The sequence below is a fragment of the Bradyrhizobium septentrionale genome (genome assembly GCF_011516645.4).
GTDB lineage: Bacteria > Pseudomonadota > Alphaproteobacteria > Rhizobiales > Xanthobacteraceae > Bradyrhizobium > Bradyrhizobium septentrionale.
Genome location: NZ_CP088285.1, coordinates 5,985,406 through 5,998,331 on the forward strand (window position 1 = coordinate 5,985,406; position 12,926 = coordinate 5,998,331).

At 65.3% G+C, this 12,926-nt stretch carries 15 protein-coding genes; 13 read left to right on the forward strand and 2 right to left on the reverse strand.

Annotated elements, in window-relative coordinates; all coding sequences use genetic code 11:
* The first annotated feature begins 11 nt into the window (after nucleotides 1-11).
* Genes HAP48_RS30305 through HAP48_RS30320 form a run of 4 tightly spaced genes read left to right on the forward strand, consistent with a single transcriptional unit; the run spans nucleotide 12 to nucleotide 3,445 of the window.
* Nucleotides 12-779 carry an ABC transporter ATP-binding protein gene (locus tag HAP48_RS30305; RefSeq protein WP_224496681.1) on the forward strand — a complete coding sequence of 256 codons (768 nt, stop codon included), beginning with the start codon at nucleotides 12-14 and terminating at the stop codon, nucleotides 777-779.
* Entirely contained in the window at nucleotides 776-1,480 is a 705-nt protein-coding gene (locus tag HAP48_RS30310; protein ID WP_166203544.1) for an ABC transporter ATP-binding protein, read from the forward strand. Before HAP48_RS30305 ends, HAP48_RS30310 begins: the two co-directional genes overlap by 4 nt.
* Nucleotides 1,481-1,487: 7 nt before the next feature.
* The gene (locus HAP48_RS30315) at nucleotides 1,488-2,354 is read left to right on the forward strand and encodes a branched-chain amino acid ABC transporter permease (protein ID WP_029078072.1); all 867 of its coding nucleotides are present in this window, start codon (nucleotides 1,488-1,490) and stop codon (nucleotides 2,352-2,354) included.
* On the forward strand, nucleotides 2,351-3,445 hold the full coding sequence (locus tag HAP48_RS30320; protein ID WP_166203546.1) for a branched-chain amino acid ABC transporter permease: 1,095 nt from the start codon (nucleotides 2,351-2,353) through the stop codon (nucleotides 3,443-3,445). Before HAP48_RS30315 ends, HAP48_RS30320 begins: the two co-directional genes overlap by 4 nt.
* Before the next feature lie 111 nt (nucleotides 3,446-3,556).
* Here HAP48_RS30320 and HAP48_RS30325 read toward each other — a convergent pair whose 3' ends face one another.
* Together HAP48_RS30325 and HAP48_RS30330 are read right to left on the reverse strand one after the other, a co-directional pair.
* Nucleotides 3,557-3,952, reverse strand: a complete 396-nt coding sequence (locus HAP48_RS30325) for a nuclear transport factor 2 family protein (protein WP_420869912.1) — start codon at nucleotides 3,950-3,952, stop codon at nucleotides 3,557-3,559.
* 188 nt (nucleotides 3,953-4,140) lie between these two features.
* A complete protein-coding gene (locus HAP48_RS30330) occupies nucleotides 4,141-5,067 on the reverse strand; it encodes an alpha/beta fold hydrolase (protein WP_175612238.1) in 927 nt (308 codons plus the stop codon).
* Nucleotides 5,068-5,238: 171 nt separating this feature from the next.
* Between HAP48_RS30330 and HAP48_RS30335 the strand changes: the two genes are divergently transcribed.
* The 9 genes from HAP48_RS30335 to paaB all read left to right on the forward strand — a co-directional run bounded on the left by HAP48_RS30335 (nucleotide 5,239) and on the right by paaB (nucleotide 12,883).
* On the forward strand, nucleotides 5,239-5,622 hold the full coding sequence (locus tag HAP48_RS30335; protein ID WP_029078068.1) for a hypothetical protein: 384 nt from the start codon (nucleotides 5,239-5,241) through the stop codon (nucleotides 5,620-5,622).
* Complete coding sequence (locus HAP48_RS30340; protein WP_166203552.1) at nucleotides 5,619-6,701, forward strand: PHA/PHB synthase family protein; 1,083 nt, start codon at nucleotides 5,619-5,621, stop codon at nucleotides 6,699-6,701. The genes HAP48_RS30335 and HAP48_RS30340 overlap by 4 nt, the downstream gene beginning before the upstream one ends.
* Nucleotides 6,698-7,294: a GNAT family N-acetyltransferase gene (locus tag HAP48_RS30345; protein WP_166203554.1), complete on the forward strand. Its 597-nt coding sequence runs from the start codon at nucleotides 6,698-6,700 to the stop codon at nucleotides 7,292-7,294. The genes HAP48_RS30340 and HAP48_RS30345 overlap by 4 nt, the downstream gene beginning before the upstream one ends.
* Before the next feature lie 181 nt (nucleotides 7,295-7,475).
* Nucleotides 7,476-7,952 carry a phasin gene (locus HAP48_RS30350; protein ID WP_166203556.1) on the forward strand — a complete coding sequence of 159 codons (477 nt, stop codon included), beginning with the start codon at nucleotides 7,476-7,478 and terminating at the stop codon, nucleotides 7,950-7,952.
* A 222-nt stretch (nucleotides 7,953-8,174) separates the two neighbouring features.
* Nucleotides 8,175-9,458, forward strand: a complete 1,284-nt coding sequence (locus tag HAP48_RS30355; RefSeq protein WP_166203558.1) for a DUF445 domain-containing protein — start codon at nucleotides 8,175-8,177, stop codon at nucleotides 9,456-9,458.
* 204 nt (nucleotides 9,459-9,662) lie between these two features.
* On the forward strand, nucleotides 9,663-10,433 hold the full coding sequence (locus tag HAP48_RS30360; protein ID WP_166203560.1) for an esterase/lipase family protein: 771 nt from the start codon (nucleotides 9,663-9,665) through the stop codon (nucleotides 10,431-10,433).
* A 211-nt stretch (nucleotides 10,434-10,644) separates the two neighbouring features.
* Nucleotides 10,645-11,514 (forward strand): phenylacetic acid degradation operon negative regulatory protein PaaX, encoded by an 870-nt coding sequence (gene paaX, locus HAP48_RS30365; protein ID WP_166203562.1) that lies wholly within the window; start codon nucleotides 10,645-10,647, stop codon nucleotides 11,512-11,514.
* A gap of 76 nt (nucleotides 11,515-11,590) precedes the next feature.
* Nucleotides 11,591-12,583 (forward strand): 1,2-phenylacetyl-CoA epoxidase subunit PaaA, encoded by a 993-nt coding sequence (gene paaA, locus HAP48_RS30370; RefSeq protein ID WP_166203565.1) that lies wholly within the window; start codon nucleotides 11,591-11,593, stop codon nucleotides 12,581-12,583.
* 12 nt (nucleotides 12,584-12,595) lie between these two features.
* Nucleotides 12,596-12,883, forward strand: coding sequence for a 1,2-phenylacetyl-CoA epoxidase subunit PaaB (paaB, locus tag HAP48_RS30375; protein ID WP_024579339.1), 288 nt, complete (start codon nucleotides 12,596-12,598; stop codon nucleotides 12,881-12,883).
* The last annotated feature ends 43 nt before the right edge of the window (nucleotides 12,884-12,926 follow it).

Here is a 12,926-nt window from a genome sequence, read left to right on the forward strand (position 1 = left end):
GAAGACAGGAGATGCGTGGCAGTGCCGCGCATCTCCTCTCCGCCGAAACCATCCAGTGGGCGACCATGCTCGAACTCCATGCCATCTCGAAAAGGTTCGGCGCCATCGCCGTTGCCGACGCGATCGACCTGACGCTTTCCTCCGGCGAGGCGCTGGGCGTGATCGGTCCGAACGGCGCCGGCAAGTCGTCGCTGTTCAACCTGGTCACCGGGTTGCTGCGGCCGGATGCCGGCCGCATCGTTCTCGATGGCGTCGACATTACGGGTCTTTCGCCCGAGGCACGCTGTCGCGCCGGCATCGGGCGCTCATTCCAGATCCCGCAACCTTTCGACCATCTCTCGGTGTTCGAGAACCTTGCGGTCGCCGCGTTGTTTGGCGGTGGACTGTCGGAGGCGGACGCGGTCCAGCATTGCGGCCGCATGCTCGATCTGACCGGCCTCGAGGCCAAGGCCAACCGGCTTGCCGGCAGCCTGCCGCTGCTCGATCGCAAGCGGCTCGAGCTGGCGCGGGCGCTCGCCACCCGACCGCGCACGCTGCTGCTCGACGAGATCGCCGGCGGCCTCACCGATGCCGAATGTCATGAACTGGTCGAGACTATCCGTACCATCCACGCCGAAGGCGTCGGCATCATCTGGATCGAGCACGTTGTGCACGCGCTGCTCGCCGTGGTGCAGCGGCTGGTTGTCTTGAACTTCGGCAAGGTCGTCGCCCAGGGCGCACCAGTCGACGTGATGCGCTCGCGCGAGGTCGAGACCATCTATATGGGCGTGCCGGCATGACCGCGCTGCTCAATGTCACGGCGCTCGATGCGTTCTACGGCGACTTCCAGGCGCTGTTCGACATCGACTTCGAACTGAATAAGGGCGAGGCGGTTGCGGTGATCGGCGCCAATGGCGCCGGCAAGTCGACCATGCTGAAGTCGCTGGCCGGGCTCGTGAAGAGCCGCCCCGATGCCATCCGCCTCAGTGGACGGGCGATCGGCGACGCGTCGGCCGCCAGCATCGTGCGGCTCGGCCTCGCGTTGGTGCCGGAGGGCCGACAATTGTTTCCCTCGCTCAGCGTCGAGGAGAACCTTCTGATCGGCGCCTATGGCGGCGAACGCACCACGCCGTGGGATCTCGCCGCGGTCTACCGCATGTTCCCGGTGCTGAAGGAGCGGCGGCGCGGCGCCGTGACGGCGCTGTCGGGCGGCCAGCAGCAGATGGTGGCGATCGGCCGTGCGCTGATGTCCAACCCGTCGGTCCTGCTGTGCGACGAGATCAGCCTCGGCCTCGCGCCGATCGTGGTGGAGGACATCTACCGCATGCTGCCGCAGATCCGCTCGGGCGGCACCGCGGTCGTGCTGGTCGAGCAGGACATCGCCCGCGCGCTGCGGGCGGCGGATCGCTTCTACTGCCTGCAGGAGGGACGGGTGACACTGAGCGGACGGCCAAAGGATGTGGATCAGGACACGATCCGCGCGGCCTATTTCGGAACGTGAGGGAACGATGAGCGGGTTCGACACCATCATCGAAGGCGTGCTGCTCGGCGGCGTCTATGCGCTGTTCGCGCTCGGCCTGTCGCTGATCTTCGGCATCATGCGTCTCGTCAATCTGGCGCATGGCGATCTGATCCTGCTCGCGGCATACCTGGTGCTCAGCGCCACCACCGCGCTCGGCCTGCCGCTTGCGGCCGCATCGCTGCTGGTCGTCGTGGCGATGTTCGCGCTCGGCTTCGTGCTGCAGCGGCTGGTGCTGGAGCGGGTGCTCGGTGACGACATCCTGCCGCCGCTGCTCGTCACCTTCGGCCTGTCGATCGTGATCCAGAACGGTTTGCTGCTCGGCTACGGCGCCGACAGCCGCCGGCTGCAGGCAGGCGCCTTCGAATCCTCGTCGGTGACGCTCGCCCCGGGCCTGAGCGTCGGGCTGGCGCCGCTGACAGCGCTGGTGACGGCGATCGCCGCCGTCGCGCTGCTGCAGCTGATCTTCTATCGCACCTCGCTCGGCCGCGCCTTCCGCGCCACCGCCGACAATCCCGCGATCGCGCAATTGATGGGCGTCAACGAGCGCAATGTCTACGCCATCGCGGTCGGACTGTCGCTTGCGGTCTCGGTGATCGCCGCCATCGTGTTCGGCATCCGCGCCAGCTTCGATCCGTCGATCGGCCCGGCGCGGCTGCTTTATGCGTTCGAGGCGGTGATCATCGGCGGCCTCGGCAGCCTGTGGGGAACGCTGGCCGGCGGCATCGTGCTCGGGCTCGCTCAGGCGATCGGCGCGCGGATCAATCCGGAATGGCAGATCCTGGCCGGCCATCTCGCCTTCCTTGCCGTGCTGATGGTGCGGCCGCGCGGTCTGTTCCCGGCGAGGCGGACATGAGCGTCGAAAGCATCCGTATTCCGGCAGGCCGGGACGAGCGCCCGGCGGATGCGCCGGTGTGGCAGGTTCGGGTCGGCACGCGGCTGTCGCGCATTGCCGCCGTGGCCGGCATCGCGCTGCTCGTGGTGCTGGCTGTGCTGCCCGCGATCGCATCGCGCAACCTGATCCAGGACCTGATCTTCGTCTTCACCATGCTGACGCTGGCGCAGCTCTGGAACGTGCTGGCCGGGTGGGGCGGGCTGGTGTCGGTCGGGCAGCAAGCGTTTGTCGGGCTCGGCGCCTATGCGCTGTTTGCCGGCATCGTGATGGCCGGGCTCGATCCCGTTGCGGCGATCCCGCTGGCCGGACTGTTCGCGGCGCTGGTCGCGGCGGTGCTCGGGCCGCTGCTGTTCCGGCTGGAAGGGCCATATTTCGCGATCGGCAGCTGGGTGGCCGCCGAAGCGCTGCGGCTGATCTGCGCCCAGTTCAAGTCGCTCGGCGGCGGCACCGGGATGTCGATCTCGCCGAGCGAGCTGTCGCAGATGGTTGGACTGAAGGCGGTGCAGGCGCTGCTCGGCCTGCGACCGGCGGCGGCGCGCGACGTGCTTGTCTACTGGCTTGCGCTGCTGATCGCCGTGCTGGTGACGCTCGGCATCTACGCCTTCATGCGCTCGCGGCTCGGCCTTGCGCTGGCGGCAAGCCGCGACAATGCGGCGGCGGCGCGCAGCGTCGGCGTCCGCACCGCGCGGATTCGCCACGTGCTGTGGATCGCGGTTGCGTTCGCGACCGGCATGGTCGGTGCGCTGGTCTATCTGCAGAAGGCGCGGATATCGCCTGACGCTGCCTTCAGTGTCACCGACTGGACCGCCTATGTGATCTTCATCGTGGTGATCGGCGGCGTGCGCACCATCGAAGGCCCGATGGTCGGTGTGCTCCTGCTCTGGGGGCTCCTGACCTATCTCGCCCAGTATGGCAGCCTGTATCTGGTCGTGCTCGGCACGCTCGCCATCCTGATCATGCTGTTCATGCCGAGGGGTGTGTGGGGCGAGGCCGCCCGGCGCTGGCAGTGGCAGCTGTTCCCCACACAGCGCTGGCTCGGCCGCAGCCGGTAGATTCATCCGATGTCGTCATGCCCGGGCTTGTCCCGGGCATCCACGTCTTTAATCTCATCAGCAGAAGACGTGGATGGCCGGGACGAGCCCGGCCATGACGGAAACCAAGCATTAAAACATCGTGTTGCTGTTGGCGGGAGTCTCCGGGATCGGCTGCACCACGTCCCAATGCTCGACGATCTTGCCGTCCTCGAGCTTGAAGATGTCGACGATCGCATTGCCGCGGGTGCCGGGCTCGCGCACGGCATGGACGTGCAGGATCACGTAGTCGCCGTCGACGAACGAACGCTTGATCTCGCTGTGCGAGTTCGGAAACTTCTCGCGCAGGAAGCCGATGAACTTGCGGAAGCCGTCGGGGCCGTCGGCCGCGCCGGGATTGTGCTGCACATAGCGGTTGCCGACATAGGCGAGCGCGGCGTCGGCGTCCTTCTGGTTCAGCCCCTTCTCGTAGAAGGCCAGCACCGCCTTGCGGTTGGCTTCCTGCTGCGCTTCGCTGGTGGCGGCCATCGCGGTGGATGACGCGAGCGCGAGGAGGAGAGCGGCGACCGCTGTCCGCGGCCGGAGGATGGTGTTCATCTGGGGACTCCCGAGGCTGGTGGCGCGCGACCCGCACGCTGCACTGCGCTCTCTACAGCCTCCATGCGGCGCCCGGAAGAACGCACCCTGGCTCACATGGTTACCAGCAGTTACCTGCCTCACGCCGCCTTCGCCGCCGCGCCATGCGCGTGCTTGTCGATGGCGTCGATGATCTGCGGCCACATTGGGATCGGCAGCGCATGGCCCATGCCCTCGACCATCACGAGCTTTGCACCCGGGATCGAGACCGCAGTGTCCTTGCCGCCTTCGGGATGCACCAGCGGATCGACGGTGCCGTGGATCACGAGCGTCGGCGCCTTGACGCTGCGCAGCCGTTCCTTGCGGCTGCCGGAGGCGAGGATGGCGCGCAGCTGGCGGCCGACGCCTTCCGGATTGAGGCCGCGCTCAAAGGTGCGTCGCGCGCGCTCGGGATCAAGCGCCTCATCCTCGGGGAACGAGCCGTTGCGCAGCACCTTCCAGGTCTGACCGAAGCGCGCAAAGTACTCCTCCTTGCTCTTCGGTGGCGGCGCCATCAGCACCGCGGTCGCCTCGCGGGTCGGCCCGGGTATCTTCGGGTTTCCCGTGGTCGACATGATCGAGGTCAGCGAGCGCACGCGCTCGGGGAACGTGATCGCAACCTCCTGCGCGATCATGCCGCCCATCGAGGCGCCGACCAGATGCGCGGTGCGGATGCCGAGTGCGTCCATCAAGCCGACGGTGTCCCGCGCCATGTCGATCAGCCGGTAGGGCGCTGCGACCGGGATCTTCAGGAAACGCAGCTTGAGCAGTTCGAGCGCGGACAGCCGCTTGCCGCCGCTCAGGCGGGAGGATTTGCCGATATCCCTGTTGTCGAATCGGATCACGCGAAAGCCGCGCGCGGCGAGCTGCCGGCAGAATTCGTCGTCCCAATGGATCATCTGGGCGCCGAGGCCCATGATCAAAAGCAGCGGCTCGGCATTCGCATCGCCAAAAATCTCGTAGCAGATGTCGATGCCATTGGCGCGGGCGAGCTGCGGCGGCTGATGGGCGAGCGTGGTCACGGGCATCCCCTGCTGGTATCGCGTCAGGAACCTCTATGCCACGCTTTGATGCGGCGCAGAAGGGCTTCGACGCCGTGGGTCGTGCCGTGCTGTTGACCGATCCACGGCAACAGTGTCGTATGGTGGAAACAAGCGGAAGCGCGGCAAGCGCTCGGATTTGGTGAGGAGGAGCGCCGCATGGCCGACAAGGGCAACGACCCTGCCGTGATCTGGCAGACGATGATGGGTGAGATGGAGAAGGGGTTCAACTCCTTCGGCAACCAGTTAATGGCCTCGCCCGAATTCTCCAAGTTGATGAATCAGGCCGGCGGCGCCGCGGCGGGCGCGCAGCGGCAGCTCGGCGAGCTGATGGAGAAATATCTTCTGGCGATGAACCTGCCGAGCCGCGCCCAGCTCGTCGGCATGGCCGAGCGCCTGCAGTCGATGGAGAACCAGCTCAACGAGATCAAGACGCTGCTGCAGCAGGTGCACCACAATTCGCTGGCGCCGGGGGATGGCTTCGGCGCAACGCCACGGCCGCCGCGCACCAAACGCCCGCCATCCGAGGGAGAGCCCAAATGAACGCTTCCACGGGGTTTGATGTCGCCTCGATCGCGGAGCGGGTGCAGTCCGAAGTGCAGCGCGCGATCCAGCGCAGCATCAAGGGCGTCGAGTACATATCGAGCTCCGGTCCCTCGCTCGGCTCGACGCCGAAGGACGTGCTGTATTCGCGCGGCACCATGAACCTCTATCACTACCGGCCGATGGCGAGCGAAGTCTATCGCGTGCCGATCCTGATCGTGATGGCGACCACCAACCGCGGCTACATCCTCGATCTGGTGCCGGGCCAAAGCTTCATCGAATTCATGCTCAAGCGCGGCTACGACGTCTACATGCTGGACTGGACCGCGCCGAAGCCGGAGGAGAAAACGCTGAGCATGGAGGACTACGTCCTCGATTTCATCCCGGAGTCGGTCCGCCGCGTGCAGCAGGACTCCGGCGAGCAGGACGTCTCGGTGATCGGCTATTGCTTCGGCGGCGTGCTGTCGCTGCTCTACGGCTCGATCTTCAACGACGGGCCGATGAAGAACCTGATCTGCTTCACCACGCCGATCGATTTCCGCGAGATGAAGCTGTTCCAGAATTTCTCCGACCGGCGATATTTCGACGTCGACAAGCTGGTCGACAGCGTCGGCAACGTGCCGGGCGACATGATCATGACGTCGTTCGACATGCTGCGGCCGGCGTCGCGCGTATTCAGCCAGGTGCAGTTGTGGGACAACATCTGGAACGACGAGTACGTCAAGGGCTACCGGATGATGGATCGCTGGGGCACCGACACCCTGCCGCTGGCCGGCGAATATTTTCGCCAGACCGTCAAGAACCTGATGTGGGACAACAAGCTCTACAACGACAGCATGACGGTCGGCGGCCGCGAGGCGAAGCTTGCCAACATCAAGGTGCCGATCCTGCACGCGGTCGCCGAGCACGACCACATCGTGCCGTATGACGCGGCAAAGCACCTCATCCCCAGGATCGGCTCCGGGGACAAGGAGGAGGTGATGCTGAAAGGCGGTCACGTCTCGCTGGTCGCCGGCGCCAATGCAATCAAGCGGCTGTGGCCGAAACTGGACTCCTGGTTGGGCAAGAGATCGACATGACCGAACAACGTTCCTATCCGCGCCACGTCAAGACCGAGGCCGGCGACATCGAGTTCCGCCTGATGACGAGGGCCGACGAGGCCGCGGTGCTGGCCTTCGCGCAAAATCTGCCGACGCACGATTTGCTGTTCCTGCCGCGCAACATCAGCCAGCCGAAGGTGCTGTCGGCCTGGGTCAACGAGATCGAGCGCGGCGACATCACGAGCCTGGTCGCGATCAAGGACGGCAAGGTGGTCGGCTGCGGCACGCTGGTGCGCGATCCGCACTCCTGGTCGCCGCATGTCGGCGAGATCCGCATGGTGGTGTCACTCGATGTGCGCGGGCAGGGCGTTGGCCGGGCGCTGTCGCAGGAGACCTTCGCCATCGCGCTCGGCGCCGGGCTGGAGAAGTTCTCGGTGCAGATGACAGTCGACCAGCGGGCGGCGATCGCGCTGTTCGAGAGCCTCGGCTTCAGGGCGGAGGCCTTGCTGCGCGACCATGTCCGCGATGTCGAGGGCAAGACCCACGACATCGTCGTGCTTGGGCACAATGTGGCGCAGGTTCGGGCCCAGATGGAGGCTTATGGGCTGCCCGGCGCGGTTGGAGGTGGTTAAATACCTCAAACTGCCAGTTCCACAGGCAGTTTGCCTGATATTCACGCTGCTCACGGGTTCGTGATATCGCGCTGCAACATCTATGTTGCGACGCACCATTGGATGTGTCATAACACTTTTGCCCCGGGCCAATCCGGACGGGGTGAGCCCATAGCTCAAACCTGAGGATGGAGAGACCCCAATGACCACCGAAACCAATTCCGTGCTGAACAGCGTCAAGGAAGCCTTCGCGCCCGTCACCGAGGCGTTCACCAAGCTCCAGAACCTGGAAGTTCCGGAAGCCGCCCGTGAGTTCGTGAAGAAGCAGGCCGAGGCCGCCAAGACCCGCGCCGCCGACGCGTATGCCGGCTCCGAGAAGGTGACCAACGTGATCGAGACCGCCGTTGCCGGTTCGGTGACCGAAGCCGCCAAGATCAGCCGCAACATCCAGCAGGCGCTCTACCAGGACGCCGAGGCGTTCTTCGCCGGCATCGACAAGCTCGCGTCGGCCAAGTCGCTGAGCGAAGCCGCCCAGATCCAGTCGGAGCTGGTCCGTGCGCGTGGCGAACTGTTCGTCTCGCGGGCGAAGGCCACCACCGAGTATCTCGGCAAGCTCGTCACCGACGGTGCGAAGACCGCGCAGGACAACTTCGCCAAGGTCTACAGCAAGACCGCCTGATCGCGCTCGCGCTGACCAACTGCCCTTTTCGAAGGCCCGCCATTTTGCGGGCCTTCTTTTTTGCCGACGCTTCTCATACATCGTTGACGTCGCGCCTGCCGTCATTGCGAGGAGCGACAGCGACGAAGCAATCCATTTCTCCGCGAGCGGCGAAATGGATTGCTTCGCTTCGCTCGCAATGACGGCTAGTGTGCTGCCAGTGCGAGAGCTCCTCCGATCCCCATGACCCTTCCAGCCGCCCTCATCGCAACGCCGGTCGACGCCGAACGCGCGGCCGAGCTGCGGCGCGTGAAGTGGCTGGCGACCGGCGTGCTGGCGGCAACCTTCGTCATCTTCATCGCGTCGAAGGCGCTGCTCTCGACGCATCCGGTGTTCGGCTTCATCGCGGCGTTTGCCGAGGCCGCCACCATCGGCGGGCTCGCCGACTGGTACGCCGTCGTCGCGCTGTTCAAGCGGCCATTGGGGCTGCCGATCCCGCACACTGCGATCATCCAGAGCAATCAGGAACGCATCGCCGAGAAGCTCGGCGAATTCATCGAGAACAATTTCCTGGAATCCGGTCCGGTCGAGGCCAAGCTGCGCGAGATCGACTTCGGCTCTTTCATCGCCGACTGGCTGCGCGACCGCAAGCGATCGGAGGATCTTGCCCGCTTCGTGCTGCGGATGCTGCCCGAAGCGTTCGCGGCGACCGAGAGCTCAGGCTTGATGCAGTTCATCAGCCGCCGCATCACGACGCAGGTGCTCTCGATCGATCTCGCGCCGCTTGCGGCCGGCGCGCTGCGCGGCTTCGTGCAGGAGGGCAAGCATGGAGGCCTGCTCGACGACATCCTGCGCGTGCTGCACCAGACATTGACGCAGCAGGAGACCATGGCTGTGATCCGCGACAAGGTCCGCGCCGAGATGCCGACGCTGCTGAGACTGTATCGCGCCGACAAATTCGTGGTGAACCGGATCATCGCCTCGGCCACGAAATTCTTCGAGGAGGTGCGTAACGATCCGCAGCATCCGTTCCGCGGCGAGTTCGACCGCATGCTGTTGTCGTTCGTTGACCGGCTCGGCAGCGACAAGGCGTTTGCCGATCGCATCGAAGGTCTCAAGCGCGACCTCTTGGCGCGGCCGGAGCTCGCCAATCTCGGCCGCACCATCTGGGCCAACGTCAAGGACTTCATCGAGCGCAGCGCTTCGGGCGAGTCGCAGGTGCTGCAGCATCAGCTGGCGAGAATGTTCGTCGAAGCCGGCGATGCGCTCGATGGCGACGCCGAGCTGCGCGGCGAGATCAACCAGGGTCTGGTCGCGATCCTGCGCACGGTGGTGGCCGAGCAGAAGAGCGGCGTCTCGACCTTCATCGCCGATCAGATGAAGAGCTGGGACATGGAGCAATTGCTGCAGCTGATCGAGGTCAATGTCGGCAAGGACCTGCAATACATCCGCTTCAACGGCTCGCTGATCGGCGGACTTGCCGGGCTCGCGCTTTACACCCTGGAATATGTGCTGCGGCTGCTGTGACCGATTGGGCACGGAGGTCACTTAAGTTGTGGCAAGTGTGACCCGGACCGCTTGCACGAAAGTGATCGGTTCCCTAGCTTTTCAAGGTTGATTGTTGCGTTGCGGAACGATTCCGCCCGGTTTGCGTCAATCCTGTTGACCCATTCCTGTTGATTCCATTGCCGGCCGCCGCGACGTCAGGGGCCGTGCCGAAGAGGAGTTGAAATGTCCGTTGCTGCGCAGTCGCTACGCCCGCCGTCCAGGACGCTGATGTTTCTGGAAGGCCGCGCCATTCATGAGCTCGGTGCCTTTCTTGGTGCCTTGCCGCTGTTGAGTCTCGCGCCACGCGGCGATGGGCATCCGGTGCTGGTGCTGCCGGGGCTGATTGCTTCCGACATGTCGACCCGGCCGCTGCGCGACTTCCTCAAGAGCAAGGGCTACGCCGTCAGCGGCTGGCGCCAGGGCCGCAACCTCGGGCTACGTTCCGGCGTGCAGGACGGCATGGTCGACCTGCTGCAGGAGATGAATGAAACCAGCGGCCGCAAGGTCTCGGTGATCGGCTGGAGCCTCGGCGGCCTCTATGCGCGCCAGCTTGCCAAGATGATGCCTGAGCGCGTGCGCCAGGTGATCACGCTCGGCAGCCCGTTTGCCGCCGGCCCGAAATCGACCAATGCCTGGCGCGTCTACGAGATGGCCAGCGGCCGCCGCGCCGAGCAAGAGGACCAGCGTTTCGGCGGCTCGCTCGCCAGCACGCCGCCGGTGCCGACCACCGCGGTGTTCAGCCGCACCGATGGCGTCTGCGCCTGGCAGGGCTGCCGCGAGCAGAGTTCGTCGATGACCGAAAGCATCGAGGTCGAGAGCAGCCATTGCGGCATGGGCCATCATCCGGCCGTGGTCTACGCGGTCGCCGATCGCCTCGCGCAGAAGGAAGGCGAGTGGGCGCCGTTCGATCGCAGCGGCTGGCGCAGCGTCGTCTATCCGGATCCGAATCGGTAAGGATTCTTTCTTGCCTCGCCCCGCTCGCGGGGAGAGGCCGGAGCGCATCGCAGATGCGATCCGGGTGAGGGGGAGTCTCCGCGCACTCGCGCCTACCCAATTTGCTGAAGCAGCCCCTCACCCCAACCCTCTCCCCGCGAAGAGCGAGGAGAGGGAGAAGCTAGAGCGGTTGCATTGTCGTGAATCGACAAAACGCGCTATGCGTTGGGGCATGCCGCAGCCGCTTGCCCGCATCGTCGACCAGTTGAAGCGCGAGCCGTCACGCACGGGCTCGATCATCATCACCGTGTTCGGCGATTCCATCGTGCCGCGCGGCGGCTCGGTGTGGCTCGGCACGCTGCTCGAATTCTTCAAGTCGCTCGACATCGACGGCAATGTGGTGCGCACCGCGATGTCGCGGCTCGCCGCCGACGGCAGGCTCGAGCGCAACAAGGTCGGCCGCAACAGCTTCTATCGGTTGAACGCCAGGGGACGGCAGACCTTCGACACCGCGACGCGGCACATCTACGATCCGCCGCCGTCGGACTGGACCGGCCGCTTCGAGCTGTTGTTGATCGGCAATGCCGAAGACCGCGACGCCGCGCGCGAGGCGCTGAAGAATGCCGGCTTCGGCAGCCCGCTGCCCGGCGTGTGGGTCGCGCCCTCGGGCGTGCCGATTCCCGACGAGGCGTCGCGCGCGATCCGTCTCGAAGTCTCGGCGGAGGACGACAGCGGGCGCCGGCTATTGAGCGAAAGCTGGCCGCTCGATCGCACCGCGGACGCCTATCTGAAGTTCATGAAAACGTTCGAGCCGCTGCACGGCTGGATCATCCGAGGCGAGAGGCTGAGCGACGCCGACGCCTTCACCGCACGCATTCTGCTGATCCACCATTACCGCCGGGTCGTGCTGCGCGATCCGCTGCTGCCGTATCAGCTGTTGCCGAAGGACTGGCCGGGCAGGGCCGCGCGGAAACTTTGCGGCGAGATCTATCGCGGGCTGCTTTCGCCGTCGGAACAATGGCTTGACGACCATGCCACCAACGAGGCCGGGCCGCTGCCGAAGCCCAACGGGGCCGTGGCGCGCCGTTTCGAGGGCATCTGAACATATTACAAAAACTTCTTGCATTCGAAAATTTGTGTTATATATTACCGCCCAACAACACACTGGGAGGTCGGCCATGTATACGCAGGCGCTCAACTCATCCGACGGCGACGATCGCGGCGTCGAGGATGTCGCCCGTGCCAGTCAGTTCCAGGCCCGCATCGATGCCGACGAGCGCATCGAGCCGAACGACTGGATGCCGGCGGCGTATCGCAAGACGCTGACCCGGCAGATTTCCCAGCACGCCCATTCCGAAATCGTGGGCATGCTTCCCGAGGGTAACTGGATCACCCGCGCGCCGTCGTTGCGCCGCAAGGCGGCGCTGCTGGCCAAGGTGCAGGATGAATGCGGCCACGGGCTCTATCTCTACGCCGCCGCCGAAACGCTCGGCACCTCGCGCGAAGAGCTGGTCGACGCGATGCTCTCGGGCAAGGCGAAATATTCCTCGATCTTCAATTATCCGACGCTGACCTGGGCCGACATCGGCACGGTCGGCTGGCTGGTCGACGGCGCTGCGATCATGAACCAGATTCCGCTGTGCCGCTGTTCCTACGGGCCCTATGCGCGCGCGATGATCCGCGTCTGCAAGGAGGAGTCGTTCCACCAGCGCCAGGGCTTCGAGATCATGGTGACGCTGTGCCGCGGCACCGCGGAGCAGAAGGCGATGGCGCAGAACGCGCTCGATCGCTGGTGGTGGCCGGTGCTGATGATGTTCGGTCCGCCGGACCAGGTGAGCCAGCACAGCGACACCTCGACCAAATGGAAGATCAAGCGCTTCTCCAATGACGAGCTGCGCCAGAAATTCATCGACGCCACCGTGCCGCAAGCCGAGTTCCTCGGGCTGACCATTCCAGATCCCGGCATGAAGCAGAACGACAACGGCAATTGGGAACACAGCCCGATCGACTGGGACGAGTTCAAGCAGGTGCTGGCAGGCAACGGCCCCTGCAACCGCGATCGCCTCGCCGCGCGCCGCAAGGCGCATGAGGAAGGCGCCTGGGTGCGCGAAGCCGCGATGGCCTATGCCGAGAAGCGCAAGAGCCGCCAGCTCGCGCAAGCCGCCGAATAAGGGAGCGCCGCCATGGCCACGCCGAACGTTCCGCTCTGGGAAGTCTTTATCCGCAGCCGCAACGGTCTTGCGCACAAGCATGTCGGCTCGCTGCACGCGGCCGATTCGACGCTCGCGCTGCAGGCCGCGCGCGACATCTACACCCGCCGCGGCGAGGGGCTGTCGATCTGGGTGGTGCCGTCGAATGCGATCACCGCGTCCGACCCGTCCGAGAAGGGCATGATGTTCGAGCCGGCGGAGTCCAAGATCTACCGCCACCCGACCTTCTACGACGTCCCCGACGAAGTCGGGCATATGTGACTGCGCTCCCGCTCGTCATTGCGAGCGAAGCGAAGCAATCCAT

Coding starts and splice junctions, on each gene's coding strand:
- HAP48_RS30305 (WP_224496681.1), top strand. CDS start 12: ATGCGTGGCAGTGCCGCGCATCTCCTCTCCGCCGAAACCATCCAGTGG.
- HAP48_RS30310 (WP_166203544.1), top strand. CDS start 776: ATGACCGCGCTGCTCAATGTCACGGCGCTCGATGCGTTCTACGGCGAC.
- HAP48_RS30315 (WP_029078072.1), top strand. CDS start 1,488: ATGAGCGGGTTCGACACCATCATCGAAGGCGTGCTGCTCGGCGGCGTC.
- HAP48_RS30320 (WP_166203546.1), top strand. CDS start 2,351: ATGAGCGTCGAAAGCATCCGTATTCCGGCAGGCCGGGACGAGCGCCCG.
- HAP48_RS30325 (WP_420869912.1), bottom strand. CDS start 3,952: ATGGCCGCCACCAGCGAAGCGCAGCAGGAAGCCAACCGCAAGGCGGTG.
- HAP48_RS30330 (WP_175612238.1), bottom strand. CDS start 5,067: ATGCCCGTGACCACGCTCGCCCATCAGCCGCCGCAGCTCGCCCGCGCC.
- HAP48_RS30335 (WP_029078068.1), top strand. CDS start 5,239: ATGGCCGACAAGGGCAACGACCCTGCCGTGATCTGGCAGACGATGATG.
- HAP48_RS30340 (WP_166203552.1), top strand. CDS start 5,619: ATGAACGCTTCCACGGGGTTTGATGTCGCCTCGATCGCGGAGCGGGTG.
- HAP48_RS30345 (WP_166203554.1), top strand. CDS start 6,698: ATGACCGAACAACGTTCCTATCCGCGCCACGTCAAGACCGAGGCCGGC.
- HAP48_RS30350 (WP_166203556.1), top strand. CDS start 7,476: ATGACCACCGAAACCAATTCCGTGCTGAACAGCGTCAAGGAAGCCTTC.
- HAP48_RS30355 (WP_166203558.1), top strand. CDS start 8,175: ATGACCCTTCCAGCCGCCCTCATCGCAACGCCGGTCGACGCCGAACGC.
- HAP48_RS30360 (WP_166203560.1), top strand. CDS start 9,663: ATGTCCGTTGCTGCGCAGTCGCTACGCCCGCCGTCCAGGACGCTGATG.
- paaX (WP_166203562.1), top strand. CDS start 10,645: ATGCCGCAGCCGCTTGCCCGCATCGTCGACCAGTTGAAGCGCGAGCCG.
- paaA (WP_166203565.1), top strand. CDS start 11,591: ATGTATACGCAGGCGCTCAACTCATCCGACGGCGACGATCGCGGCGTC.
- paaB (WP_024579339.1), top strand. CDS start 12,596: ATGGCCACGCCGAACGTTCCGCTCTGGGAAGTCTTTATCCGCAGCCGC.